Genomic DNA, 24,355 nt, shown 5'->3' on the forward strand with positions numbered 1-24,355 from the left:
ATAAGTCAGCATGAATTAATCCTGAAAAATACAGATTTATCCGCTTGTCGGCGGAAATAAGTAAATAACGTCAGCGTGCGGTTAGTTATCTATCAGAAAACTCATGTTTAATGGTTCTTTCGATTGCCGAATCAAGTTCAACCGGCGCCACGAAATTATTTTGCACATTACTTTTAAATTGCGTTCTGGCGCAGAATTTCTGCACTCTGACGCGACTGATTGGGAATTTTTTACGACTTATTTTACTCACGACATCCAATGCGGTCGCCCCGCATATTCCCACCACATAAGGAATGCGAATCGTCTTATTTTCTCTGCCCAGCGAGGAGGAAATAACGTCGACCAATTGATTCATCGTAAAGTCCGGTTTATCGACGTAGTTGCTGACCTGATAACTTGACTGCTGGTCCAACGCATGCTCCAGCCGCGCGGCAATATTTTCAACGTAAGCCATCGACTTCATATTATTGCCACTGCCAATCATCACGAATCGGCCGCTGGCGATCTGGCGGAACAGGTTATACACATTGCCGCGGTTGCCTTCACCGAATACCACCGTCGGGCGAATGATGGTCAATTTGTTGGCGCTATCCGCCTTGCGCCACGCTTCATAAACGTATTCCGCTTCGAGCTTGGATTTGCCGTAATGATTGAAAGGATCGAAACGCCCTCCTTCATCGGTTTCCTGCTCGACGAACCCATAAACGGCAACCGAGGAAGTGAAAATGACTTGGTGGATATTCAACGCGGAGGCGGTCATGCAGACATGCCGTGCACCTTCTACATTGACCTGATAATAGAGCGAAATGGGATCGACGTTGTCCTGATGTTCCGCCGCCAGATTAATGATGGCGTCGCAGCCCGCCAGCGGCTCTTGCAGGGTCTCGGGTTGCGTCACGTCGCCATACTGATAGAGCGCCGGAAAATGTGCGCTAGGTTGTTTATCAACGATGACCAACGTCAGATCATCGCGCACACTGAGACGTTTCGCCAGGCGTGTTCCGATAAAACCGGAACCCCCGATAATAGCTACTTTACGCTTATCCATAATTTGTCACTCAGCAGGTTCTCATTATTCCTGTCACCTCGATGGAAACAGGACGCTAATATGCGTTAGGTAATGAGTTCCAGACTGGACAAATCGAACCCGGCTTTCAAATAACAAATAATGAAATAAAATATTTCATCAAATGTAAAATTATCGCTAAAGATAAAACCTCATTTAGCACTAATTTTTAACATCGTAAGCAACTTGATATTGCAAGGTTTTATTCGGCAATATGAGATTAATCCGACCTTTACCCGGCGTAGAAGAGGTCTCATATTTTACCGGTAATTTAAGCTGCCCCTGCTTAGGGTCGACACATTCGATGGTCGCCTGCTCCATGCTCTCCCCCTGGTACAGGCAGAACAGGGTTTGTGGGCTGTTGGTATGGGGGTTATTCAACGTCAGCGTCAACACGACGCGCGTATTGTTCTGAATATCATTGATCACCGGCGGGCGAGTTTGGTTGCCGAGCACATATGAAAAATGTGAAATAACCAGCAAAGAAGCAAATGCCGTCAGGTATTTCACTACACGACTGGCGGGCATGCTGAAAAATCGGCGCACCGTCGCCGACTTTTTATCACGAGTGGGTTCCTGGGAGGGTTCTACCGTTGCAACAGGCGCTGCAACAAGCGTCGTTTTACGCGGCTTATCTATTTTTTCATCGTGTGCCTCAGGGGACTCACTTTCACTTTCAGAAAGTTCCGCTTGAATATTAACACCAATATCCTCACCACTATTTAATATATCATCATCAGCGTAGTCTTCATCCTCGGATATAAAGTGAAAAGCCGCTTGATTTTCCACCTTGTAACCCAGCCGAGGAATGGTTCTGATAAGCGTATGTTCCGAGTCGCTGATTTTTTGGCGAATAGATTTAATTGTTTGATTTATCGTTGAATCTGAGCAGTAAGTTCCTTTCCAGATATTTTCTATAATTTCCGTTCGGGTTACCAGTTCTGGTGATCTGGCGACAAGCAGCGAAAGAATTTGATACTCCTTCCAACGCAGACGAAATTTCTCCCCGGCAGGAGTCAGAACATCGAGATTCCTAATCTTTATTCTTCTATCAAGATTCACTTTTAATTTCCTTAGCGTGCCTGTCCTGCACACTTTGTATAGAAATATCAAAAAATGTTCAAGAAATTAAATGTAAACTCAACAGGTTGCATTCATCGGATATTGGCCTTTATAAAAATTTTCTGATTTCATTTTTTACATTAGGCCTTATTAAGGATGTTCCGTTTATCCAAATGACTCTTTTTCCCTGTTGGCAACATGGATTTCCTTCATAACTACCGTAAAGTTCAAATGATCACCTCATTGATTTAAAAAGAAAAAAATAACAACCCTGTTCAGTTGTTAACCGAATGAAATTGTGAAATTTCATTCTTCTCCGTGAGTTCATTGTGTTTTTCCACCTAATCGGATTGTCAGATAGACTACAAAAAGCCGGAAAAAACAGAATGAGAGTTATCTGATTTAACCTTGTCACACATTCCACACGGCGCGTGCAGCATCTAAGACAAAACCCTATTGCTGATTTTATAACAATCGCACTAATTATGCCTTACCCTCCCAGAAATTTCATTTAACCTGCGGGAAAGACATTAATCTTTTAATGTAAGAATACTCTCAACAAAACGAAAAAACCGTGCAAATAATATAATACGCTTGGGAGAAGACATTCCCATATTGAGAGATATAACTATAAAAAAAGAAAAAAACGGCAAGCGGAGATGAGAATTTTACCTAAAGGCAGAAAATTTCACTGAGAGAGCGAGGAGAGATGACTCGGAATGAGCGAAATATCCCTCCCCTGCCGGGAGGGATTGAGAAAATCGTTTGATACTCAGGCCTTTTTCTTGCGGCCATACACCACCCAAGTGATGACCACACACAAGATATAGAACACCAGGAATACTTTCATTGCCCCCGCCGGGGAACCGGTCAGCGCCAGCGAAGTGCCGAATGCCTGGGGAATGAAGAAGCCGCCTGCGGCACCGATCGCCGAGATAAAACCCAATGCGGCGGCGGAGTCCGTCACCGCTTCACGCTGCGCGCTCTCGTCGCTGCCGCCGGCCGCTTTCACGCGATCGACAGTGATTTTACGGAAAATGACGGCGATCATTTGGAAAGTCGACCCGCTGCCCAGCCCCGCCGTGAGAAACAGCACCATAAAGATACCGTAGAAGGCGATGAACGAACCGCCCTCACCCGCCATCGGCAAGGTCAGGAACAACAGCGCGGCGAACACGGCCATCCCTACAAAGTTGATCAACGTCACCCGCACGCCGCCGAAACGGTCAGACAGCGCGCCGCCGACTGGCCGTGCCAGCGCACCGAGGAATGGCCCAAAGAAGGCGTAATGCAGGATCACTACGTCCGGAAATTGCGTCTTCGACAGCATGGCGAAACCGGCGGAGAAACCGATGAAAGAACCAAAGGTCGCGAGGTACAGCAAACTCAGCATCCATAAATGCCCACGCTTGAGCACCGGCAGTTGCTGGCGCAGCGATGCCTTGGCCGCGGCCAGATCGTTCATGCCGAACCAGGCCGCCAGGGTGGCAACCAGCAGGAACGGTACCCAGATCCAGGCGGCGTTTTCCAGCCACAGCTGCCCCCCCTCTGCCTGATTTTGCGCCGTGCCGCCAAACAGGCCAAACAGGCTGAAAGAAATCGCCAGCGGCGCGACCAGTTGCATGACGCTGACGCCCAGATTTCCCAGACCGCCGTTGAGCCCCAACGCACCGCCCTGACGCGCTTTCGGGAAGAAGAAGCTGATATTGGCCATGCTGGAGGCAAAGTTCGCCCCGGCGAAACCGCACAGCAGGGAAATAATGACGAACACGCTGTACGGCGTGCTGCTGTCCTGCACCGCGAACCCCAGCCACAGGCACGGCACCAGCAGGAAGCAGGTGCTGATGGCGGTCCAGCGACGGCCACCAAACAGCGGGATCACGAAGGAATACGGCACGCGTAAAATAGCGCCCGAGACCGACGGCAGCGCGGTCAACAGGAACAGTTGGTCGGTGGTGAAGTTGAAACCGACCTTGTTCAGGTTGACCGCAACGGCGCTGAACAGCATCCAGACGCAGAAGGCCAGCAGCAGGCAGGGAATGGAAATCCACAGGTTGCGGGTGGCGATGCGATGGCCACGCTGCTGCCAAAAGGCGCTGTCTTCAGGACGCCAGTCCTGAATCAGCGCACCGGTTTTCTTTGATGAAGGCGTTGCAAGTTGCGACATAAAAACCTCAGACACGGGGGATCATTCCGCACACCCTAGGGGGCGGCCCCGGCGGCAAAGTTGATGTATATCAACCCGAATGCAAGTAGTTGGCGGCACAAATAGCGCCTTCATCCCCTTAGGGGTACACCTCGAATAAAAATTAAATCACTTTTAATCAATGCATTAGAAAGCATCACTCCGTCATTTTTACCGCTTCACCGTCCTGCTGGAAACTAATGGGTACTTCATTCGAGGTATGGGGTTATGCTCAGGGATAATCAAAAATACGGCTGAATCGTTACTTATTTACCTCGTCGCCGCCTTCGCCCCTGAGCTTCAGCGGCGCCAAATGCCAGGAACCCGCGCTTATGAAACGCCTGTTGGCCCCGCTTTCGATCGTGAATCAGGTCGCCCTGCTGATGTTGCTGTCGGGCATTCTGGGCGTGGCCGGCATGGGGATTTCCGCCTGGATGTCGCAAAGCATTCAGGGCAACGCGCATGCCATCAACAAAGCCGGCTCGCTGCGTATGCAAAGCTACCGACTGCTGGCGCAGGTGCCGCTGGATGAACGGCATGAAACGTTGATCCGCGAACTGGAGCGCGACGAAAACAGCCCCGATCTGCAGCGTTCGGTGGAGCAGGAAGGGTTGACGCAACCGTTCGACGCCTTGCGTGATTACTGGCAACAGACTCTGCAACCTCGCCTGCGCAGCGCGCAGCGCCCGGCCGATGCCGCCCCGCAGGTGGCGCACTTCGTGCAGCTGCTGGACAAGCTGGTCTCGGATATCGACAGGCAAACCGAGCGCCGCCTGCTGATGGTGACGCTGGTGCAGGCCGGCTTCATCGCGCTGACCCTGCTGCTGTTGATCGGCACCACCTGCTACCTGCGGCGCCGGTTGCTGCATCCGTGGCGGCAACTGGTGGAGATGGCCTTGGCGGTAGGCCGCGGCGATTTTAGCCGCCGCTATGCACAACGCGGCCACCAGGATGAAATGGCGTCGCTTGGCGGCGCATTGAACACCATGTCCGACGAGCTGTCGGCGACCTACAGTGGGCTGGAGCAGCGCGTGGCCGAGAAGACCGCCGACCTGCAGCAGAAAAATCAGGTGCTGAGCTTCCTCTACCGCGCCAGCCGCCAGCTGCACGCCAGCGAGCCGTTGTGCAGCCGCCTGACGCCGCTGCTCAACCAACTGCAAACCCTGACGCCGTTGCGCGCCATTCAGGTGCGGCTGTATGAAAACGACAGCCGGGAACCGCTGCTGCAGCTGAGCGGCAACCAACCGCTAAGGCCGGAGCATTGCCATAACCCGGTGTGCAGCGCCTGCCTGAACGACAGCCACCGCCAGCATCCCGACAATCCGTCGCTGAGCTGGAGCCTGAGCGACAAGCTCGGCGACTACGGCGTGATCGTGGCACAGCATGCGCCGCAGCAACCGCTGAACGATGAACATCGCCAACTGATCAATACCCTGGTGGAACAGCTGACCAGCGTGCTGGCCATCGAGCGTCAGGTCGACCACCAACAGCAGCTGATGCTGATGGAGGAGCGGGCGGCGATCGCCCGCGAGCTGCACGACTCCATCGCCCAATCGCTCTCCTGCCTGAAAATGCAGATCGCCTGTCTGCAGATGCAGGGCGAAACGCTCTCTTCGGCCAGCCAGGCGCTGGTGCAACAGATGCGTGAAGAGCTGAACGGCGCCTATCGCCAGCTGCGCGAGTTGTTGACCACCTTCCGCCTGCAGCTGACCGAACCGGGCCTGCTGGCGGCGCTGCAATCGACGGTGGCGGAGTTCAATCCCAAGCTGGGCCTGACCATCAGCCTCGATTACCAACTGGGGCCACGCACGGTTCCGGCCTATCAGGCCATTCACCTGCTGCAGATCGCCCGCGAGGCGCTCAGCAACATCCTTAAGCATGCCGCCGCCAGTGAGGTGAGCATTCAGGTCATCAATAAACGGGGCGAAGTGACCCTAAGCGTCTGCGACAACGGACGCGGCCTGCCGGCCGAGACGTCTCGCCCCGACCATTACGGCTTGATCATCATGCGCGATCGCGCCAAGAGCCTGCACGGCCGCTGCGACATTTTACCGCGCAGCGGCGGCGGCACTGAGGTGCGGGTCAGCTTCACGCCAGATAACCACGCCATCGACTAACGGAGACACCATGACGACAGAAACCGCCGCCACCATCTTACTGATCGACGACCACCCGATGCTGCGCAACGGCGTAAAACAGCTGATTGGCATGGATGCTCGTCTGCAGGTCATTGCCGAAGCCAGCAACGGTGAACAAGGGGTCACGCTGGCGGAGCAGCACGATCCGGATCTGATCCTGCTCGACCTGAACATGCCCGGCATCAACGGGCTGGAAACGCTGGATCGTCTGCGCCAAACCGACCTGTCAGGGCGCATCGTGGTGTTCAGCGTGTCCAACCATGAAGATGACGTCGTCAGCGCGCTCAAACGCGGCGCCGACGGCTATCTGTTGAAAGACATGGAGCCGGAGGATCTGCTGAAGGCGCTGCATCAGGCGGCAGCCGGGCAGATGGTACTGAGCGAAGCGCTGACGCCGATCCTCGCCGCCAGCCTGCGGGAAAACCGCCCCAGCGCCGATCGTGATATTCAGCAACTGACGCCGCGGGAACGAGATATCCTGAAGCTGATCGCCCAAGGGCTGCCAAACAAGCTGATCGCCCGTCGCCTGACCATCACTGAAAGCACCGTCAAGGTACACGTCAAACACCTGCTGAAAAAGATGAAGCTAAAATCCCGCGTCGAGGCCGCCGTATGGGTGCTGCAGGGCAAAAACGGTTAATCGCCGCCGTACAGCGGCCCGGTTTGCGCCGGGATCGGCGGTGGCGTCAGGGTTTTGATCGGCGGCAGGCCCGCGTCATCGCCGGCGGTTGCCGTCAGCGGCGGCGCCACTTTCAGCTCTATCCAGTTGGACGTCACGCGCTGCTGTTTATCATCCTCCAGCGTGACCGATAGCCGGTAGCTGTTGGCGGCGTCCGGCGCGTCGTCCCACGGCGGCACGATCGCTGTCCAGCCCTGCGGATCGTTGGCGTTGTGCGGCGGCGTCAGGCTCAGCGCCTGCGTATCCCCCTGCCAACTGACGTGAGTGATGCCGTTCAGCGCCTTGATTTCCAGCACCAGCGGCACGGTTTCCCCCGCCTGCAGGCTCCACGGCGGCGTAGCCAGGAACACCTGCAGCGACTTGCGCTGACGGAACTCCAGCACCGGCACGTTCTTGCGTTCGATAGGATCGTAGCGGCTGCCGCGCAGCGACTTGGCCTGCGCCACATACTCCGGCGAAATCTGCTTCACCAGCGGTACCCCGAGCCGATAGCTCAGCGCCAGTTCGACCTGATCCTGGCTCTGCCCGCCCGCGCCAATCTTATGCAGTGCCTTCATCGTCACCAGCGGCACCGGAGTGTAATTGAGCCCCAGCTGCATCGCGCGCGGATCGTTTTGTTTTTTGCCGCTGCCGAACAGATCGACATTATCGCCCAGATACTGCTCATAACTGAGCGAACCGCCGATCTGGCGATAAAACGGCAGATAACCTTGCGTCGTGATGTCGTAACCGCGCGCCGGACGGCTGAAAAATACCCCATCGCCGGGCTGTTGCGACAACGCCGACAACGGGTAGTAATAGTTGGTGGAGAAACGCAGATAATCCCCCCAGGCTTCCGCACCGACGCTGCCTCTATTGCGCTGCCGAGCAAAATCGCTGTCGAGCGCCGTGTTGTACCCCAGCAGCCAGTCGCCGGCGATCCAGCGTTGCCCCAGCGCGAAATTGCCAAGCGCCCCGGCGCTTTGCTGCAGCCAGCCGATCTGGCTGTAGGTCAACAATCCGTCGACGTCGTACAGCGGGCTGAATAACTGCCCGTTGCTGCCGGTAAAGTCCCCCTCGCCGCTCATCTTCAGCGATAGCCTGGCGGTACCCAACGGCGACAACAGCTCCTGCGCCTGTTGCTGCAGCGCACCGGTCGCCTGGCCCAGCAAATAATCTTCGGCGCGGCTGCGCATCTGTTGACGTGAAACGTTGTTCAACTCTTTTTCGCCGAGTTGCTTGGCCATCTCGGCCCACTGCTTCTCGCGCGCGGCATCGTCGGGCGCACCGCCCAACTCCGGCAAATTCGCGGCCGGGTCCGCGGCGGCCTGTTCAGAAGAGATGACGCTGTCCGGCGCCGGCGGGGATTCGGCGCACGCGGCCGCTGCGCCGGCCAGCCACACCAGTGGCCCGGCCAGCCACGCCGTCTGGCGTCGGCGCCAGAATCGTTTTTTGGTCTTGATAAGTATTGCCTGAATCACGTCTTTCATGACACCGTTGGCCTCCCTCCCTCCTGGAGCATGCCAACCCACTGCTTTGCTGCCGCCTTTCCCACGGCAGATCTGAAAAACATTACGTCCCGGCCTGGCGGGGACGCCTCTCTCTTAAAGCCTAACGGCTTGACGAGCAGAAACAATAGGATAAACCCCAATCGCGCTTCAGTGACAGCGTCACTTGCACCATTTACCGATCCATTCCCGCCGCCAAATGAATTCACCGCATTTTAGCGTCGATTTTGCCGATAAAAAGCACAGCACACCACTGCTGAGCGCCACCGCGCAAGGCATTGTATCACTCTGCAATACGTAAAGTGGCGATGCGTACGACTGCGCATTCCTCACAATCCACCGCATTTCACCCCGATGAAATATGCATTTTGCCGTTATTTTAAACATCTGTTTCACGACTGGCGGAGCCTTGATGTTTATTTCCTCACTGTGGCACGCGCTGTTTTTCACCGCGCTGCTGTCGGCGGGTCTGGTCGCCTTCGCGCTCATCACCCGCTTGGAGCGAACGGCGGCCGTGCGCGCCAGCCCGCCGAGATTGCGCCGCCGCAGCCTGCTGCTAACGGCCCTGGGTTTGGCGTTGACGGCGTTGCCCTTCGACCTGCCGGCAGCACACCGGCTGTGGTTACCGCCGGCCGCGGCACTGCTGATCGCCCTGGCCTGGCTAGACGGACGTCACCGGTGGCTGCCGGACCGGCTAACCCAGCCGCTGCTGTGGGGCGGGCTGCTGTGCAATCTTGACGCTCGCTGGGCAACGCTTGACGACGCGGTTCTCGGCGCCGTGGCCGGTTACGGGGCATTGTGGCTGCTCAACGCGCTTTATCGACAGGTGCGGCGGCGCAACGGCATTGGCCAGGGCGATTTCAAACTGCTGGCGGCACTGGGCGCCTGGCTCGGTTGGACGATGTTGCCGCTGCTGGTCTGCCTGGCGGCAATGTTCGGATTAGGCATGGCATTGGCGCGCGGCCGACGCAACCGTCGCGCCTGGCGAACGCCGCAACCTTTCGGCATCGCCTTGGTGGCCGCCGGCTGGCTGCTGCTCTTGATGGGCGCCGGTCAGAACGCGCCGGCGTTGTTCGGTTAGTTCTTCAGGGTCTCGATCAGCCTATTGAGCAATCCGGCCACTTCTGCCGTGCTGGCCGTTGTCGGATTGGCCAGTGGTTGGATCACCGCGAATCTGGTCGTGGATAACACCTCATCGCTGCGGATTTCCAACGCATCGGAGGGAGGCGCGCTCAACGAAACGCCGTCCGGCCGCCAGTAGCTGCCGCGCGTAGTCTGCACCTGATAACTGCCAAAGCCGAAATCTTTCTCGACGCGGTAATATATTTCGCAGCTCAACGGCCCGGAGCGCCGCAACATAAAGGCGCCTTTCGCACTATAGCTGCCTTTATTGACGACAAAAGCGGTCGCCTGCGAAGACAGATCGAACGTGATGTATAAATCGCACGCCAGCACCTTGGTGCTTACGCCCTGTTGAAGCGTAATGCGCGTTGTAGGCTGCCGATCCGGCGCGGTCAGGGTGCCTAAAAAAGTCCACGATGGCTGTTTCGAGATATTGCGCGGCAAATGATTGCTGGTGGCGGAAGGGGCAATTCCCCGCTCGCCCAGGCTGTACATCGCTTCAACCCCGCTTAAAAACGACGTCACATCGACGGTGCTTTTGCCGGCCACCGGGACGCCGCCGTTGTATACGTTACTGAAGGTTACCTCGGTATTGTTGCTGCAGGCAGCGATCGCCACCGGGAAAGGCGTCTTAGAACCGCTGTAAAGAGTCAACTGACCGATATCCCAACGAGATTCGTTGATGAATCGGCACAACACGCCCCCGCTCTCCACATTCTGCGCGTCCTGGATATTGATATTGCCTATCGTGCCTTGAGCAAAGTTGGTGGACAGCACGCTGACATTGGCGGCGCGCCGCGTGTTGCGGTTCTCGCAACCCAACGAATTGATCGTGCCGTTAAAATCTTTGAAAGAGTAGATATCGCCGATGCAGTCATCCGCAGCCAACGAGCCGATAGTAGAGTAAAACCCTGAAATTCTGAACGCCGTACCCTTGGCGCGAGCGGCGTAGAGGCCGTCTATAAAATTGGTGGTGCCAGACTTGTCCATCCACAGCACCCCATCGCCCGGGCGATTGGCGTTTGCCTCCATCTGCACGTTCACCAGCCAGTTGATGAACATGTCGCCCGAGACAAACAGCGAATAACCGCCGACCTTGGTGTAAATGTCGCGAATATCAAACTTCGTCATATTGCGGTCGCTGAACCACACGCCGTGGGTGTCGTCTACGCCGGTATCATCCCGCAACGTCAAGCCGTGCAGCGTCAGATTGGCGAAGCCTTTCACCACGATCACCGCTTTCTTCGTTTCGCCCTGTTCGTTGGTGTAACTGCTGTCTACCGTCTTGACAATTTTGGTCGCCCGCCCCAATCCGACCACCCGTAAACCGATGCCGCCGTAGATGTCCGTTGTCGTCTGAATGAGTACGTGTCCGGCGACCGTATACACCCGCTTCCCCAGGGACAACGTACCGCCGGCTTGCAGCGCCGCCGCCGCCGCTTTGTTGATCGCCGGCCCCCAGTTGCTTCCGTCGCTGTCCTGATAAAACTGTTCCGGCGTAACCACCTCACCGGTGGCAAGCAAGGTTGCTGCGCGCGCTGCTGAAGCCTTTTCGTTATTGTCCATAATCTCTCCTGACGTGATGTGTCCGCATCATTGCGGACGACCGCGGTGAAAGGCGTAAACAACGCCGCCTTTCGAAGCCAATCTATCACCGTCATATGAGCACGTTATGAAATTTCATTTTATTTCACCCTGACACAACATTTCACGATTCGTGGTGGCAACAGCAAGCGATTTCACGCGCTGTCGGCCTATGGCGCGACAGAAAGCTCGGCCAGGCGCACGGCGTTGCCGTCACTTACTGACCCGATCCAGATACAACATGCTGTTGGCGATATCCAGCCGGGCACCTTCGACATTGTCCCGCAATGCCACCAGCGTTTGCCCCTGCAGCGCCACCACATAGGGCGAACTGGCCTGTAATTCCCGTTGCAACGTGACGTAGCGTGCGCTGCGCGCGGCGCTATTCCCTTCCGCAGCCGCGGCACGCGTTTCCGCGCTGATGGCGGGAATGCCCCACTGGGTGCGCCAGGCCAAGGTTTTCGGCCCGCCTGACACGTTGTAAGCAAAGGCACTGGCGTTGGTGTTCGGATCCAGGTAGTCGGCGCCCCAGTAGGTGAAGATCGCCTGAAAATCGCGGCCGCGCATCTTGCCCCACAGATCGCTTTCCACCACCGGATGGATATCCAACCGCAGCCCGGCCTGCGCAAAGCTGGCCTGCAGCGCCTGCGCGATGTCGGTATACGGCGGCTGATTGATGACGATCAGACTGATGCGCGTGCCTTCGGCGATGCCGGCCTCGCGCAGGATCTGTCTGGCTTTGTCCACGTCGAGCCTAAACGGCCGATCGTCGAGCGCCCCGTCCAACCCCTGCGGCAAGAAGGCCTGATGCACGCGATATTGCCCTTTCAGCAGCTGCTCGGCGATGCTCTGATAATCCACCAGCCAGCGCGCTGCCTGCCACAGTGCCGGATTGCCCAGCGCCGGGTTGTCTTTGCTGCCGGTGTTGAAGCCGAGGTAATAGACCCGGGGCGCATCGGCCTGCTCGATGCGCACGCCCGGCGCATTGCGCAGCGAGTCGAACTGATCGGCCCCCAGATCGTAGGCCACGTCGGCATCCCCTTTCAGCAGCAACAAACGGCGGGTGCCGGCGTCGCTGACGTTCTTGAACAACACCGTTTTCAACCTTGCCGGCGACGGCGCGTAATCGTTGCGGCCAAACAGCAGCGCCTCATGCGGCACATAGTTATTTACCCGATACGGGCCGCCGCCGGCGGAATGGCTGCGCAGCCAGGCGTTACCGTAGTCCCCCTGCTGCGCGTGCTCGTTCAGCAGCTTCTCATCCACGATCGAAGCCACGTTCGCCGTCAGCAGCCGCAGCGCCAGCTCGCTGCCGATGTTGGCGGGCCAAGTGAGTTGCACCTGGTTATCCCCCACCTTCTTCAGCTGCTGCTCAACGTTATCCGGCGTCCAGCCAAACTCACCGAGAATAAACGACGGCGCCTTGTTCAGCTTTACCGCACGCACCAGCGAGAAAATCACGTCTTCAGGCCGCAGCGGATTGCCGGAAGCAAAACGTTGCTGCGGTTTCAGGGTAAAGGTCAGGCTGTGGCCATCGGCGCCCGCCTGCCAACTGCCTGCGGCGTCCGGCGCCAGCTTTTGCGGCGCGGCGCGATCCGGCGCCACCAGGCGCTGATAGAGGTTGACCAGATTGGCCGAGCTGACGGTTTCAAAGCTCTCCGCCGGATCGAGGCTGATAATGCCCTCCAGCGAACTGACCACCACCAAGGTATCCTGCGGGGTGGCGGCCTGCGCACCGAAAGCGGCCGCCAGCGCGCCATACAACAAGGTTGGGATTAACCGTTTCATCGATACACTCTCCACAATCACGCGGTTGCGCTGTTTGACGAGTGTAGAGGGTAAGAATTAACAGAAGAACGACGATAAATTGCTTTATTTATTACCAAGATGGATATGCCCGCCACGTTGGCGGGCATAGGGTCAAACGATGATGCGGCCGTGCGCCATTGCCACCGAACGATCGCACATGTGGTCAATCACGTCCGCATCGTGGCTGACCAGCACCATAGTCAGATCGCCCGCCTGTTTCAGCTCGTTAAGCAGGTTAAGGATTTCCGCCTGCACTGACATGTCCAGCGCCGAGGTCGGCTCATCCAGCAGCAACAGCTTCGGCCGCAGCAGCAATGCGCGCACGATCGCCACGCGCTGCCGCTGGCCGCCCGACAGCTGATGCGGATAGCGATCCAGCAGGCGCGGATCCAACCCCACCTGGCGAAAGCCCGCGCCGATTTTGCGTTCGATGTCGCTTTCCTGCAGCAGTTTTAGCGGTTCCGACAGCGTACGCAACAGCCGGTGTTTAGGGTGTAGCGAAGCATAGGGATCTTGAAACACCATCTGCACCTCGCGCCGCAGTTCGCCGGTAAATGCCTGCCCCGGTTGTAGCTGCCGCCCGAGCAGTTCAAAACCGCCGCGCCAGCTGTCGTTCAGCCCGGCCAGCACCCACAGCAACGAGGACTTGCCGCAGCCGGAAGGCCCCACCAGGCCGAAACACTCGCCCGGTTCGATGCGCAGGTTAACGTCGTGCACCACGGTGCGCTGTTCATAGCCCTGACGGTGACTGACGCTGAGGTTCTCCAGTGCAATTACGCTCATTTCAACGTCTCCAACAGCGCGCGGTCCAGTACCGGCAGCGGTTTGCCGCGCGTCTCGCGGCTCGGCCGACACGCCCACAGCGTGCGAGTATAAGGGTGCGTGGCCTGCGCCAGCTCTGCTGCCGGCAGTTGATCCAACAGCTCGCCTTTGTACATCACCAGCACCCGCTCGCAGTGGTGCGCCACCTGCTGCAAATCGTGGCTGATCAGGATCAGCCCCATGTTGCGTTGCGCCACCAGATTGTCTATCAGTTGCAGCACCTGATCGCGCATCTGGTGATCCAGCGCCGACGTGGGTTCATCGGCAATCAACAGCTGCGGATCGTTGATCAACGCAATGGCCAGCATCACCCGCTGCCCCATCCCGCCGGAGAGCTGATGCGGATAACGGCCACACAGCGCCGCCGGATCGGGCAACCCCACCGCCGCCAACATATCCAGCACTTTTTCACGCCGCTCGGCGCGGCTTAGCTTGGCATGCAGCACCAGCGGTTCCTCCACCTGACGGCCGATCGGCTGATTGGGATTCAGCGCATGTTTGGGATCTTGCATCACCATCGCCACCCGGTCGCCGCGCAGGCGGCTCCACTGGCGTTCGCTCAGGCGCGTCAAGTCTTCATCGCCCAACGTCAGGCGCTGCGCCTGCAGCTGCAACGGCGGCGGCAATAGCCCCATCAGCGCACGCGCGGTCAACGATTTGCCGGAGCCGGACTCACCGACCAGCGCCAGTCGCTCCCGCCCCATGCTGAACGAAATATTCTTCACCAGCGCCACCGGCTGCGGCCCCGGCACGCCGATCGCCAAACGTTCAACGGTCAATAAGGTGTTATCAGTGCCCATGACGAGGATCCATTTTGTCGCGCAGGCCATCGCCCAGCAGGTTAAACGCCAGGCTGGCGAACAGGATCGCCCCGCCCGGTGCGGCGGCGACCCACCATTGGTCGAAAATCACTTTACTGCCTTCGGCCACCATCGATCCCCATTCGGCGGTCGGCGGCGCGACGCCCATGCCGAGGAACCCCAGACCGGCGGCGGACAAGATGATGCCGCCCAGACTCAACGCCGCGCGCACCACCGCGCTCGGCAGGCATAAAGGCAAAATGTGGCCGACCATCAGCCGCAGCCCGTTGATGCCCTGCATACGCGCTGCCGCCAGGTAGTCGCTGCGGCGCAGCGCCAGGGTTTCGGCCCGCGCTTGGCGGGCAAAGGCCGGCCAGCTGGTCAATGCCAACGCCAGCGCGCCGTTCATCAGCCCCGGCCCCATGACCGCCACGAACGCCAGCGCGATCACCAGGCTCGGCAACGACAGGAAAATGTCGGTCAGACGCATCAAAATACGCTCTACCCAGCCGCCGAGATAACCGGCGCAAATGCCGACCAGCAGACCAATGGGAATGGTCAACACCAGAATCAACGACACCAGGATCAACGTCGGCCGTGCGCCGTAAATCACGCGGGAGAGCAAGTCGCGGCCGAAGCCGTCGGTGCCCAGCCAATGTGCGGCGGAAGGCGGCAGTAACCGCAGCTCGATATGCTGCAGATTGGGATCGAAAGGCGCCAGCCACGGAGCCAGCAGCGCGGTGACGATCAGGATCGCCACCAGCGCCGCGCCCAGCGTCAGCGTGGTCAGGCGCCGACCGCGGCGGTAACCGACGGCCGGCTCGCTTTGCGGTTCGTGTTCAGAGAGATATTGGCTCATCGGGTTCGCGGATCCACTAAATAGGTCAAGGCGTCAGCCAGCGCATTCAACAGCACGAAACAGGTGCCGATCAGCAGCGTGGCGCCGAGGATCGCCGGCGTGTCGGCGGCAAACAGCGCCGAGGTCAGGTAACGCCCGACGCCGGGCCAGGCGAACACCGTTTCGGTCAATACCGCGCCCTCGAGCAGGCTGGCGTAGGAGAGAGACAGTACGGTGATCAGCGTGCCCAGCACGTTGGGGAACACATGGCGCAGCAGAATGCGCAGGCGGCCGGCGCCCTTGGAGCGCGCCAGCGTCACGTATTCCTTGTTGCATTCTTCCAGCATCGCCGCGCGCAGCAGCCGGGTGATACCCGCCATCGACAGCAGCGCCAGCGCCACCACCGGCAGCCACAGGTGGCTGATGGCGTTGTAGAACATTTCGCGATCGCCGGACAGCCAGCTGTCAATCAACACGAAACCCGTACGCGGCTCCATGCTGTACAAGTAAATGTCATCCAGCCGCCCCGGCCCCGCCGACCAGTGCAGCGTGGCGTAGAACAGCAGTAGCCCGAGCAGGCTCAACCAGAAAATCGGCACCGAATAACCGATCAGCGACAGCAAGCGCGCCGCGTTATCCAGCCAACTGCCCGGTTTGAGCACCGCCAGAAACGCCAGCGTAATGCCGCCGAGAGCGCCGAGGATAATGGCGCAGGTGGCCAGTTCCACCGTCGCCGGGAAGGTACGCAGCAGATCGCTCAACACCGGCTGGGCGGTGATGCGCGAAATGCCCAGATCGCCATGCGCCAGGTGCACCAGATAGCGCCAAAATTGCACCGGCAGAGGCTGATCCAGCCCCAGCTCGTGCCGCACCTGCGCATAGGTGGCTTCGCTGGCGTGATCGCCCGCCACCTGCAGCGCCGGATCGATCGGCGCCAGGTGCGACAGCATGAAGGTGAACAGCAGCAGACCGAGCAGCGTTAACGCCAGCGACAGCGCGCCGCCGAGCAGCCGCCCGCCCCTGCGCCAATACCGCCGGGCCGCCCCGGCGCTGGCGGACAGGTCAGCAGCCATTACTTGCTGACCTTGCTGTAGAACACCATGTCAGGGTTGATGCCCTGCACATAGCCCTTAAGGTTGTCACGCACTGCGATCAGGCTGCGCGCCTGCAGGCCGATGACAAACGGCGAGCTTTGCTGCACCTCTTTCTGCAGTTGCTGGTAGTCGGCCACCCGTTTGGCGGTGTCGTTTTCTGCAGTGGCGGCCAGCGTCAACTTGCTCAGCGCCGGGATCTGCCAGTTGGCTCGCCAGGCCAGCGTCTTGCTGCCGTCCTCCGGGTTGTAGGCAAAGGCGGCCGCGTTGGTGTTAGGATCGAAGTAATCCGGTCCCCAGGAGGTCAGCGTCGCATCGTAGTTAAGCGTTTTCACCTTAGTGGAGACCTGCGAGCTGATGCCCGGCACCAGTTCGACCTTCACGCCGCCCTGAGCAAAACTGGCCTGCAGCGCCTGAGCGATATCCAGATACGGCGGCTGGTTGTTGACGTCCAGACGGAAACTGACGTTGCTCAGCCCCGCTTTGGCCAGTATTTCTTTGGCTTTCTGTGGATTGAAGCTGTACGGCTGATCCTTGAGCGCGCCCAGATAACCGTCCGGCAGGAATGCCTGATGGCTCTGGAACTGCCCTTTCAGCAGATCGTCGGCGATGCCTTGGTAATCGAACAGCCAGCGCGCCGCCTCCCAAAATGCCGGGTTGCCGAGCGCCGGCGACGCCTTGGCGTTGAACTGCAGGTAATAAAGCGAGGCGTAAGGAATGGCCAACGGTTTGACGCCCGGCTTGCCCTTCAGGGCCGCCATTTGGTCCGCCCCCAGGTTGCGGGCGATATCGGCATCGCCCTGCTCAATCAGCAAACGGCGCGCGGCCGGATCGGGCACGTTTTTGATCAGGATGGTTTTCAACGTCGGCGCCCCTTCCGGCGAGCCGGGGTTCGCGTCCAGCACCACCACTTCGTGCGGCACATAGGTGCGAATTTTGTAAGGGCCGCTGCCGGCGGAGTGGCTGTTCAACCATTGGTGCCCCAGATCGTCGCCCTGCTGGTGCGCCAGCGCCTCTTTGGCGTCGACAATCGAGGATACCGGCGCCGACAGCAGGCTGAGCACGAAGGCCGGGCTGACGTTTTCATCCCAGCTGATTTTTACCGTATGGTCATCCACCTTGGTCAGGTGTTGATCCACGTTCTTCGCGTTCCAGCCCAGCTGCGTTAGGATAAACGACGGCTCCAGATTCAATTTCACCACCCGTGAAAGCGAAAAGATCACGTCCTCCGGCCGCAGCGGGTTACCGCTGGCGAATTTAGCGTCCGTGCGCAGGCTGAAAGTCAGGCTGCGGTTATCGGCGCCGGCCTGCCAACTGCTGGCCAGAGTCGGCTTGAGATCGATGGGGTTGTGCGGATCGGACTGGATCAAACGTTGATACAGGCTGTTGAACGACTGCACCGTGGTTAACTCAAATCCCTGGGCCGGGTCAAAGCTGACCACGTCATCGATAGACTGTGCGATCACCAACGTGTTGGCCGGCGTCGCCGCCTGTGCGTTAACGCTGGCCGCCACGGCCAAAAACAGCAAAGAAGGAACGAGCGCTTTCATCTGAAACTCTCCAAGCGGATGGAATTTATAATAATTTTTCGAGTGTATGCGAGCGCGATCGGCAGCTGAAGGTACTTAAATCACTATAGATATTCTTTTTATGTATATAGATGGGTTTTTGATTATTAGGCGGGCAATGCAGAATGCGCGGCAGGAATTGCCTGCCGCTTATCGGTTAAATCTGGTAATCAATCACCGCGTCCAGCTGCGACGAGAAGACCTTGTCTTTGATTTCGGTCAGCGACAGCGTCGGGTTGCACAGTTGGATAAAGCGCCAGGCATAGTTGCGCTGCAGCTGGCTGCGTTTCAGGCCCAGCCATACCGTATTGGGTTCAAACAAATGCTCGGCGTTGAGGCTGACCAACCCGCGATCGCGCTCTTTTTCATACGACATGTCCGCCAGCACGCCCACGCCCAATCCCAGTTCGACATAGGTTTTAATCACGTCGGAGTCTTGTGCGCTGAGCGCGATGTCCGGGGTCAGGCCCGCCGCTTTGAACGCCGCATCCAGCTTCGCGCGCCCGGTAATGCCCTGCCGGTAAGTGATCAGCGGCAAAGTGCTGAGCATCTCCAGCGTCACCTGCGGCTGACGCGTCAACTCGTGCCCTTCCGGCACCAGAATGGTGTGATGCCAGCGGTAATATGGGAACGACGCCAGCGATTCGTCGCTCATCAGCCGTTCGCTGGCAATGCCGATATCGGCTTCGCCGGCGGCCAACATCGAGACGATCTCTTCAGGGCTGCCCTGATTGAGCACCACCCGCACCCGCGGATAAAGCGCGCGAAACTCTTTGATCACCCCCGGCAGGCTATAGCGCGCCTGGGTGTGCGTCGTCGCGATATGCAGCTGGCCCGAGTCGTTACTGCTGAAGACATCCGCCAGGCGACGGATGTTATTGGCGTCGTTGAGAATGCGCTCCGCCACCACCAGCAGCTCTTTGCCGGGCTCGGTCATGCCCAGCAGCCGTTTGCCCCGGCGAATGAATATTTCGATGCCCAGCTCTTCTTCCAGCTCGCGAATATGCCGACTGACGCCGGACTGCGAGGTAAATAACGTATTGGCGACCTCGGTCAGGTTGTAGTTGCAGCGCGCCGATTCACGAATAATTTTTAATTGTTGAAAGTTCATCCCCGTCTCCCTGTTTCTTCCAGTAGCGTTAGCCATATTGATACGGAGTCCCGCGGGGCTGAACAAATAAGAAATAACCTTTACTTATGCAATTTAATACTAAGTCGATCATTCTGCTTCGCATTGGGGATGGGAAACTGACAAAAAACAGCGAATGACTTTAAAAATAAAGGGATAGATAACCACAATAAAAACATGCCTTCAATCACTGTGCAAATTAAAGTTATTAAATATAGGCATTAGATATAAAAAAGGGCTCAGCATGCTGAGCCCCTCACCGTGCGCATTCCCGCAGCAGCCTCAGGCGGTGGCCTCACTGCCGATGCCGCCGGTGCGGTTCTGCTGCAGCCATTGCTGCACGCAGCGCACCAGATCGCCGATGCAATCATCCTGCATGCCGTGGTGCTTCAACTCGTTATCCAGCGCAAACAGATATTGCGCGTTGGTGCCCAGCGGGCCGCTGGCGCTGGCGATCAATGGCGCGATCACCTGGTAGCTGGTGTCTTCTTCAAACAGCGGATGCTGCGGGTTCATCACGAATACCAACGCAGTAACCTTCTCGCCGCCATCCAACTGCAGCTCGCACCAGGTCGGCACGTAGCAATCGGTCACCATTTCGCGCTTCCAAAGCAGCTCCAACTCTTCACGCAGTTTGCTTTCCGGCAAGCGAAAGGCCAGGCCCGTAGTGTGGCCGCCGGCCTTCAACGCCAGCATGCGCCCCGGCTGATGCAGCGTGCCGCGCCCGGCGGTCAAGCGCATACAGAACGCCCGGTGCCAACCCTGCAGCTTGGCCGGCCGCACTTCTTCCGATTCGAAAACCGGGTTCCACATCAGCGAACCGTAACCGAATATCCATACGGGGCTGTGACCCGGCCGGCGCGATAAGGTGCAATCCAACGAGGCTGCACGCTGTTCAGGCGTCAGCAACAACGACTCCTCAATAGCGCCGAATGCAGTTTTGCAATCCGCTTTTTGCAGAAAATCTCGCGTTAACACTGATATTACCTCCCGGGAATACGATTTCTCGCCTTCCCTCGCCACTGCTGAACCTTTGATGTTTTATTTTCGGCTGCGGATTTTTATTAATTCAATCACCGCGCCTTATAAGAATGACCTTATTCTTTTCCTGACGTGCAATCAAGTTACAAAGCGGCGTTAAAGTGAAAAAGTATTTGTACTGAGCAGCAATAATATTAATTGCCGGGCTCCACATAATGTCTGCGCGATTTTTACTGCGTGATAATTCGTTACTTTTTATGCCAACGTTCGTCATCGCCCTTACGATAGCTTTGCTTGACCGCCGCCCAAGCCACCTTATGCGCCGTCTCTTCCCGGCTGTCGTCACCGCGCCGGTCATCGGGATCGCGGTATTGTTGCCAGGCGCTGTTGAACGCTTCTTTATAGATCGCCTGCGCATGTTCCGGCAGCACATGCTTCACATTGTCCGGCAAGTCGTTCGTGCTGTGGTAGGGCATATGGCCTCCCCTTTCAGGATGAGTGAACCTTAAGCCTAGCCCACATGCGGTTTCGTCTCAATTAGCAAACAATTCTCATTATCAAACGACATGTTATACTCACCGCCAAACGAACTATAAGGAGATCCCCGTGACTACCGAAGCCCCTCGCTCACGCGCCCCCTACCTGATCGCCGTCAGCCGCGTACAGGACATTACGCCGCACCTGCGCCGCATTACCTTTACCGCCCCCGATCTGCGTTACTACCCGGCCAATGCCGCCGCTGCACACATCAAAGTCTTTTTGCCGCTCGCCGGCCAGACGCAGCCGGACCTGCCGACGCTGACCGAAAACGGCCCGCGTTGGGCCGCAGATGCCGTACGCCCGATCGTGCGCACCTATTCCATCCGCGCCGTGCGCCCGGAACTGGCGGAAGTGGACATCGAGTTCGCCATTCATGACCATCAGGGCCCGGCGGTCGACTTTGCGCGCCAGGCGAAAGCCGGCGATAAAATCGGCATCAGCAACCCGGGCGGCCCCAAACCGATGCTGCCGGCCGCCGATTTCTACTCCCTGGCGGGCGATCCCTCCTCACTGCCTGCGCTGGCCGCGCTGTTGGAAAACCTGCCGCCGCACAGCGCCGGACGCGCTTTCGTCCGCGTCGACAGCAACGCTGACGTCATTGACCTGAAAAAGCCTGCCGGCGTTGAGGTGAATTGGGTTGTCGGCGGCACAGAGAAAACCGACGAATTGGTCGCTCGGTTCCGCGCGCAATCCGTGCCGCAGAGCGATACCCACTTCTGGCTCGCCGGTGAAGATCGCCTGGTGGTAGAGCTGCGCCGCTACCTACGCCGTGAACGTCAATGCGATCGTAATCGTCTTTATGCTGTGCCTTACTGGCGTGAGGGGCTAAATGAAGAGGGTTACCACAATAAACGGCATGAAATCATGGATAATATTGACGACTGATCGTCTCATCATCCTTGATTAACCGAGTACTAAACAAGTAAACATCACTTTTCTCAAATCTAACGTTAAAACTTGGCGTTATTGCGTAAAAGTAAGTAAATAAAACCGCACCCCGTGCGGTTTTTTTGCTACCCTGATCACATAAAGCAAGCAATTGCTTTCTCAGATAAAAACAACATCACACCGGCGCCGTGGGTGTATCCTAATATAAAATACCTACTGGAAACGCAGAGTTGCCGTATCACGGCAACCGGCGCTGACGGGCTACGCTGTTTGAGAAGGAGTGCCACCCTCATGAAGTCGCAACACGATCCTGGCCGATCCACCAAATCTCGCCACACCGAATACTCTCTGATCTTCCCTATCGCCGCGTTGGTAGTGCTAAATCTATGGGGTAGCACCGATAACTTTCCGCTAATCGTCGGCATCAATATTCTCGCGCTGGTGGGGATCCTCAGCAGCGCCTTCAGCGTGGTGCGCCACGCCGACGTGCTGGCCCACCGATTGGGCGAACCCTACGGCTCGCTGATCCTCAGTTTGTCGGTGGTGATCCTCGAGGTCAGCCTGATTTCCGCGCTGATGGCCACCGGCGACGCCGCACCGGCGCTGATGCGCGACACGCTGTATTCCATCATTATGATCGTTTCCGCCGGCCTGGTCGGTTTCGCGCTGCTGCTCGGCGGGCGCAAGTTCGCCACCCAGTACGTCAACCTCGGCGGCATCAAACAGTATCTGATGGCGATTTTCCCGTTGGCGGTGATCGTGCTGGTGTTCCCGAGCGCGCTGCCTGGCGGCAACTTCAGCACCGGGCAAGCGCTGCTGGTGGCGTTGATCTCCGCCGCCATGTATGGCGTGTTCCTGGTGATCCAGACCAAAACCCATCAGAGCCTGTTCGTGTACGAGCATGAAGACGACGATGGCGATCCGCATCACGGCAAGCCCTCTTCGCACAGCAGCGCCTGGCACGCCGCCTGGCTCATCGTGCACCTAATCGCAGTGATCGCCGTCACCAAGTTCAACGCCAATCCGCTGGAAGGCCTGCTGACCAAGATGAATGCACCGGCGCAGTTCACCGGTTTCCTGGTGGCGCTGTTGATCCTGTCGCCGGAAGGTCTGGGCGCGCTGCGCGCCGTGTTGAACAATCAGGTGCAACGCGCCATGAACCTGTTCTTCGGTTCGGTGCTGGCGACCATCTCCCTGACCGTGCCGGCGGTGACCATCATCGCCACCCTGACCGGGCAGACGCTGATCTTCGGCCTGCAAACGCCGCATATCGTGGTGATGCTGACGGTGCTGCTGCTGTGCCAGCTGTCGTTCTCGACCGGACGCACCAACGTGCTGAACGGCACCGCCCACCTGGCGCTGTTCGCCGCCTACATGATGACTATCTTCGCCTGATCAAAAAGGGGCGCACTCTGTGCGCCCCTGCCTTCGTTATACCGAGAAGAATATCGCCGCGGCGATCCCCCCGAACAAAATCCACTTGATGATGTAATAACCGGTGCGGTTCCAGGCCTTCAAGCGTTTCCCCACCCGGCGTATCGCATAGATGTATTTGAACATCTTGTTGACGCCGCCGGTGCGATCGCCCTCTTCGTTCGGCGCGGTGGCGGCGCTCATCAGATTGCGCCCCAGCCAGTGGTTCACCGCCTGTGCCCAGCGGTAGCGCATCGGCCGTTCGATGTCGCAGAACAGGATCAGACGATTCTGCCCGCTCTGATTTTCCGCGTAGTGCAGATAGGTTTCATCGAACATCACGCCTTCACCGTCGCGCCAGCTGTAGCGTTCGCCGTCCACCTCAATGAAGCAGCGGTCATCGTTGGGGGTAATCAGCCCCAGGTGATAACGCAGCGAACCGGCGTAAGGATCGCGGTGGCGCGGCAACCGGCTGCCGTCCGGCAGTTCGGCGAACATCGCCGCCTTGACCGAAGGCAGGCTGCGCAGCAGTTCCGTGGTCTGCGGGCACAGGGTCATGGCGGAAGGATGGCTGTCTTCATACCATTTAAGATAAAAGCGTTTCCAACCAGTCTTGAAGAATGAGTTGAAACCGGCGTCGTTGAATTGATCGGACGCCTTGATCTGCTGGATCTCCATCAGCTTCTGTCCTTCGTCGCGGATGGTTTCCCAGTTCTCCCGCAGTACCGCCAACTCAGGGAACTGCTCCGGCTTCAGGTACGGCGTAGTCGGCACACGGGAAAACAGATACATGAAAACGTTCAACGGTGCAGTAAAGGTAGAATGGTCAGACAGCTGTCGCCACACGTTGTAGCGCACCCGTCCGCGGTAATGCACATAGACGACGCATAAAATAAGCAAAATCAGAATGATGTATTTCATGTTTGAATCGCATCAAGGAACCCACACGCTATGCGCCGCGCGGCGCACACCCCAGATAATGTCCTTTTGGCGGCACAGGCAAATTGCGCGCCAATCTGGAACCCATTAATCATTAACGCTAACTCAACGAAAATCTATACAGAAAACCACAATAATTTACACAAAGGTTAAACGAGAGAGGAAATTGCGGAGATAAAAAAGGCCGCCGAAGCGGCCTTTCCATTAGCGGATA

20 protein-coding genes are annotated in these 24,355 nt (G+C 57.9%); 5 read left to right on the forward strand and 15 right to left on the reverse strand.

The window, feature by feature from the left end:
* Window positions 1-85: 85 nt before the first annotated feature.
* The 3 genes from ACJ8IL_RS02735 to ACJ8IL_RS02745 form a co-directional block, all read right to left on the reverse strand.
* The gene (locus ACJ8IL_RS02735; RefSeq protein ID WP_025303213.1) at window positions 86-1,048 is read right to left on the reverse strand and encodes an NAD-dependent epimerase/dehydratase family protein; all 963 of its coding nucleotides are present in this window, start codon (window positions 1,046-1,048) and stop codon (window positions 86-88) included.
* 180 nt (window positions 1,049-1,228) lie between these two features.
* Window positions 1,229-2,128: a winged helix-turn-helix domain-containing protein gene (locus ACJ8IL_RS02740; RefSeq protein WP_060433321.1), complete on the reverse strand. Its 900-nt coding sequence runs from the start codon at window positions 2,126-2,128 to the stop codon at window positions 1,229-1,231.
* 772 nt (window positions 2,129-2,900) lie between these two features.
* Window positions 2,901-4,295: a NarK family nitrate/nitrite MFS transporter gene (locus ACJ8IL_RS02745; protein WP_435967681.1), complete on the reverse strand. Its 1,395-nt coding sequence runs from the start codon at window positions 4,293-4,295 to the stop codon at window positions 2,901-2,903.
* A 350-nt stretch (window positions 4,296-4,645) separates the two neighbouring features.
* Here ACJ8IL_RS02745 and narX point away from each other — a divergent pair, with 350 nt between their 5' ends.
* Entirely contained in the window at window positions 4,646-6,430 is a 1,785-nt protein-coding gene (gene narX / locus ACJ8IL_RS02750; RefSeq protein WP_049204108.1) for a nitrate/nitrite two-component system sensor histidine kinase NarX, read from the forward strand.
* A gap of 10 nt (window positions 6,431-6,440) precedes the next feature.
* A complete protein-coding gene (gene narL / locus ACJ8IL_RS02755) occupies window positions 6,441-7,091 on the forward strand; it encodes a two-component system response regulator NarL (protein ID WP_025303216.1) in 651 nt (216 codons plus the stop codon).
* Here narL and ACJ8IL_RS02760 read toward each other — a convergent pair.
* Window positions 7,088-8,599 (reverse strand): YchO/YchP family invasin, encoded by a 1,512-nt coding sequence (locus ACJ8IL_RS02760; RefSeq protein ID WP_089180477.1) that lies wholly within the window; start codon window positions 8,597-8,599, stop codon window positions 7,088-7,090. The genes narL and ACJ8IL_RS02760 overlap by 4 nt on opposite strands.
* A gap of 430 nt (window positions 8,600-9,029) precedes the next feature.
* Between ACJ8IL_RS02760 and ACJ8IL_RS02765 the strand changes: the two genes are divergently transcribed.
* Entirely contained in the window at window positions 9,030-9,698 is a 669-nt protein-coding gene (locus tag ACJ8IL_RS02765) for a prepilin peptidase (RefSeq protein ID WP_147823912.1), read from the forward strand.
* Here ACJ8IL_RS02765 and ACJ8IL_RS02770 read toward each other — a convergent pair.
* The 10 genes from ACJ8IL_RS02770 to chaB form a co-directional block, all read right to left on the reverse strand.
* Window positions 9,695-11,305, reverse strand: a complete 1,611-nt coding sequence (locus ACJ8IL_RS02770; RefSeq protein ID WP_435967682.1) for a hypothetical protein — start codon at window positions 11,303-11,305, stop codon at window positions 9,695-9,697. The genes ACJ8IL_RS02765 and ACJ8IL_RS02770 overlap by 4 nt on opposite strands.
* A gap of 231 nt (window positions 11,306-11,536) precedes the next feature.
* The gene (locus ACJ8IL_RS02775; protein WP_435967683.1) at window positions 11,537-13,111 is read right to left on the reverse strand and encodes an ABC transporter substrate-binding protein; all 1,575 of its coding nucleotides are present in this window, start codon (window positions 13,109-13,111) and stop codon (window positions 11,537-11,539) included.
* Window positions 13,112-13,243: 132 nt separating this feature from the next.
* A complete protein-coding gene (locus ACJ8IL_RS02780) occupies window positions 13,244-13,915 on the reverse strand; it encodes an ABC transporter ATP-binding protein (RefSeq protein ID WP_043138574.1) in 672 nt (223 codons plus the stop codon).
* Window positions 13,912-14,754 (reverse strand): ABC transporter ATP-binding protein, encoded by an 843-nt coding sequence (locus ACJ8IL_RS02785; protein WP_025303222.1) that lies wholly within the window; start codon window positions 14,752-14,754, stop codon window positions 13,912-13,914. The genes ACJ8IL_RS02780 and ACJ8IL_RS02785 overlap by 4 nt, the downstream gene beginning before the upstream one ends.
* Window positions 14,744-15,613 carry an ABC transporter permease gene (locus ACJ8IL_RS02790; protein WP_016927339.1) on the reverse strand — a complete coding sequence of 290 codons (870 nt, stop codon included), beginning with the start codon at window positions 15,611-15,613 and terminating at the stop codon, window positions 14,744-14,746. Before ACJ8IL_RS02790 ends, ACJ8IL_RS02785 begins: the two co-directional genes overlap by 11 nt.
* Complete coding sequence (locus ACJ8IL_RS02795) at window positions 15,610-16,665, reverse strand: ABC transporter permease (protein WP_049204111.1); 1,056 nt, start codon at window positions 16,663-16,665, stop codon at window positions 15,610-15,612. Before ACJ8IL_RS02795 ends, ACJ8IL_RS02790 begins: the two co-directional genes overlap by 4 nt.
* Entirely contained in the window at window positions 16,665-18,233 is a 1,569-nt protein-coding gene (locus ACJ8IL_RS02800) for an ABC transporter substrate-binding protein (RefSeq protein WP_261427354.1), read from the reverse strand. Before ACJ8IL_RS02800 ends, ACJ8IL_RS02795 begins: the two co-directional genes overlap by 1 nt.
* Window positions 18,234-18,408: 175 nt before the next feature.
* Window positions 18,409-19,362: an HTH-type transcriptional regulator Cbl gene (gene cbl / locus ACJ8IL_RS02805; protein WP_025303225.1), complete on the reverse strand. Its 954-nt coding sequence runs from the start codon at window positions 19,360-19,362 to the stop codon at window positions 18,409-18,411.
* A gap of 300 nt (window positions 19,363-19,662) precedes the next feature.
* Window positions 19,663-20,358, reverse strand: coding sequence for a gamma-glutamylcyclotransferase (locus tag ACJ8IL_RS02810; protein ID WP_043138579.1), 696 nt, complete (start codon window positions 20,356-20,358; stop codon window positions 19,663-19,665).
* A gap of 251 nt (window positions 20,359-20,609) precedes the next feature.
* The gene (gene chaB, locus ACJ8IL_RS02815; protein ID WP_025303227.1) at window positions 20,610-20,837 is read right to left on the reverse strand and encodes a putative cation transport regulator ChaB; all 228 of its coding nucleotides are present in this window, start codon (window positions 20,835-20,837) and stop codon (window positions 20,610-20,612) included.
* A gap of 130 nt (window positions 20,838-20,967) precedes the next feature.
* Between chaB and ACJ8IL_RS02820 the strand changes: the two genes are divergently transcribed.
* Complete coding sequence (locus tag ACJ8IL_RS02820; protein WP_025303228.1) at window positions 20,968-21,786, forward strand: siderophore-interacting protein; 819 nt, start codon at window positions 20,968-20,970, stop codon at window positions 21,784-21,786.
* 294 nt (window positions 21,787-22,080) lie between these two features.
* Window positions 22,081-23,184 (forward strand): sodium-potassium/proton antiporter ChaA, encoded by a 1,104-nt coding sequence (gene chaA / locus ACJ8IL_RS02825; protein ID WP_025303229.1) that lies wholly within the window; start codon window positions 22,081-22,083, stop codon window positions 23,182-23,184.
* 36 nt (window positions 23,185-23,220) lie between these two features.
* Here chaA and lpxO read toward each other — a convergent pair whose 3' ends face one another.
* Window positions 23,221-24,123, reverse strand: a complete 903-nt coding sequence (lpxO, locus tag ACJ8IL_RS02830) for a lipid A hydroxylase LpxO (RefSeq protein WP_025303230.1) — start codon at window positions 24,121-24,123, stop codon at window positions 23,221-23,223.
* Between the last annotated feature and the right edge of the window lie 232 nt (window positions 24,124-24,355).

The sequence above is a fragment of the Serratia sp. CY47444 genome (genome assembly GCF_052168635.1).
Taxonomy (GTDB): domain Bacteria; phylum Pseudomonadota; class Gammaproteobacteria; order Enterobacterales; family Enterobacteriaceae; genus Serratia; species Serratia bockelmannii.

What these genes read in the sequence shown, in the direction of transcription:
- ACJ8IL_RS02770 (WP_435967682.1), bottom strand. Translation starts at nt 11,305, where the DNA reads ATGGACAATAACGAAAAGGCTTCAGCAGCGCGCGCAGCAACCTTGCTT.
- cbl (WP_025303225.1), bottom strand. Translation starts at nt 19,362, where the DNA reads ATGAACTTTCAACAATTAAAAATTATTCGTGAATCGGCGCGCTGCAAC.
- ACJ8IL_RS02790 (WP_016927339.1), bottom strand. Translation starts at nt 15,613, where the DNA reads ATGAGCCAATATCTCTCTGAACACGAACCGCAAAGCGAGCCGGCCGTC.
- ACJ8IL_RS02765 (WP_147823912.1), top strand. Translation starts at nt 9,030, where the DNA reads ATGTTTATTTCCTCACTGTGGCACGCGCTGTTTTTCACCGCGCTGCTG.
- ACJ8IL_RS02760 (WP_089180477.1), bottom strand. Translation starts at nt 8,599, where the DNA reads ATGAAAGACGTGATTCAGGCAATACTTATCAAGACCAAAAAACGATTC.
- ACJ8IL_RS02775 (WP_435967683.1), bottom strand. Translation starts at nt 13,111, where the DNA reads ATGAAACGGTTAATCCCAACCTTGTTGTATGGCGCGCTGGCGGCCGCT.
- ACJ8IL_RS02745 (WP_435967681.1), bottom strand. Translation starts at nt 4,295, where the DNA reads ATGTCGCAACTTGCAACGCCTTCATCAAAGAAAACCGGTGCGCTGATT.
- ACJ8IL_RS02785 (WP_025303222.1), bottom strand. Translation starts at nt 14,754, where the DNA reads ATGGGCACTGATAACACCTTATTGACCGTTGAACGTTTGGCGATCGGC.
- ACJ8IL_RS02795 (WP_049204111.1), bottom strand. Translation starts at nt 16,665, where the DNA reads ATGGCTGCTGACCTGTCCGCCAGCGCCGGGGCGGCCCGGCGGTATTGG.
- ACJ8IL_RS02800 (WP_261427354.1), bottom strand. Translation starts at nt 18,233, where the DNA reads ATGAAAGCGCTCGTTCCTTCTTTGCTGTTTTTGGCCGTGGCGGCCAGC.
- ACJ8IL_RS02780 (WP_043138574.1), bottom strand. Translation starts at nt 13,915, where the DNA reads ATGAGCGTAATTGCACTGGAGAACCTCAGCGTCAGTCACCGTCAGGGC.
- chaB (WP_025303227.1), bottom strand. Translation starts at nt 20,837, where the DNA reads ATGCCCTACCACAGCACGAACGACTTGCCGGACAATGTGAAGCATGTG.
- chaA (WP_025303229.1), top strand. Translation starts at nt 22,081, where the DNA reads ATGAAGTCGCAACACGATCCTGGCCGATCCACCAAATCTCGCCACACC.
- narX (WP_049204108.1), top strand. Translation starts at nt 4,646, where the DNA reads ATGAAACGCCTGTTGGCCCCGCTTTCGATCGTGAATCAGGTCGCCCTG.
- lpxO (WP_025303230.1), bottom strand. Translation starts at nt 24,123, where the DNA reads ATGAAATACATCATTCTGATTTTGCTTATTTTATGCGTCGTCTATGTG.
- narL (WP_025303216.1), top strand. Translation starts at nt 6,441, where the DNA reads ATGACGACAGAAACCGCCGCCACCATCTTACTGATCGACGACCACCCG.
- ACJ8IL_RS02735 (WP_025303213.1), bottom strand. Translation starts at nt 1,048, where the DNA reads ATGGATAAGCGTAAAGTAGCTATTATCGGGGGTTCCGGTTTTATCGGA.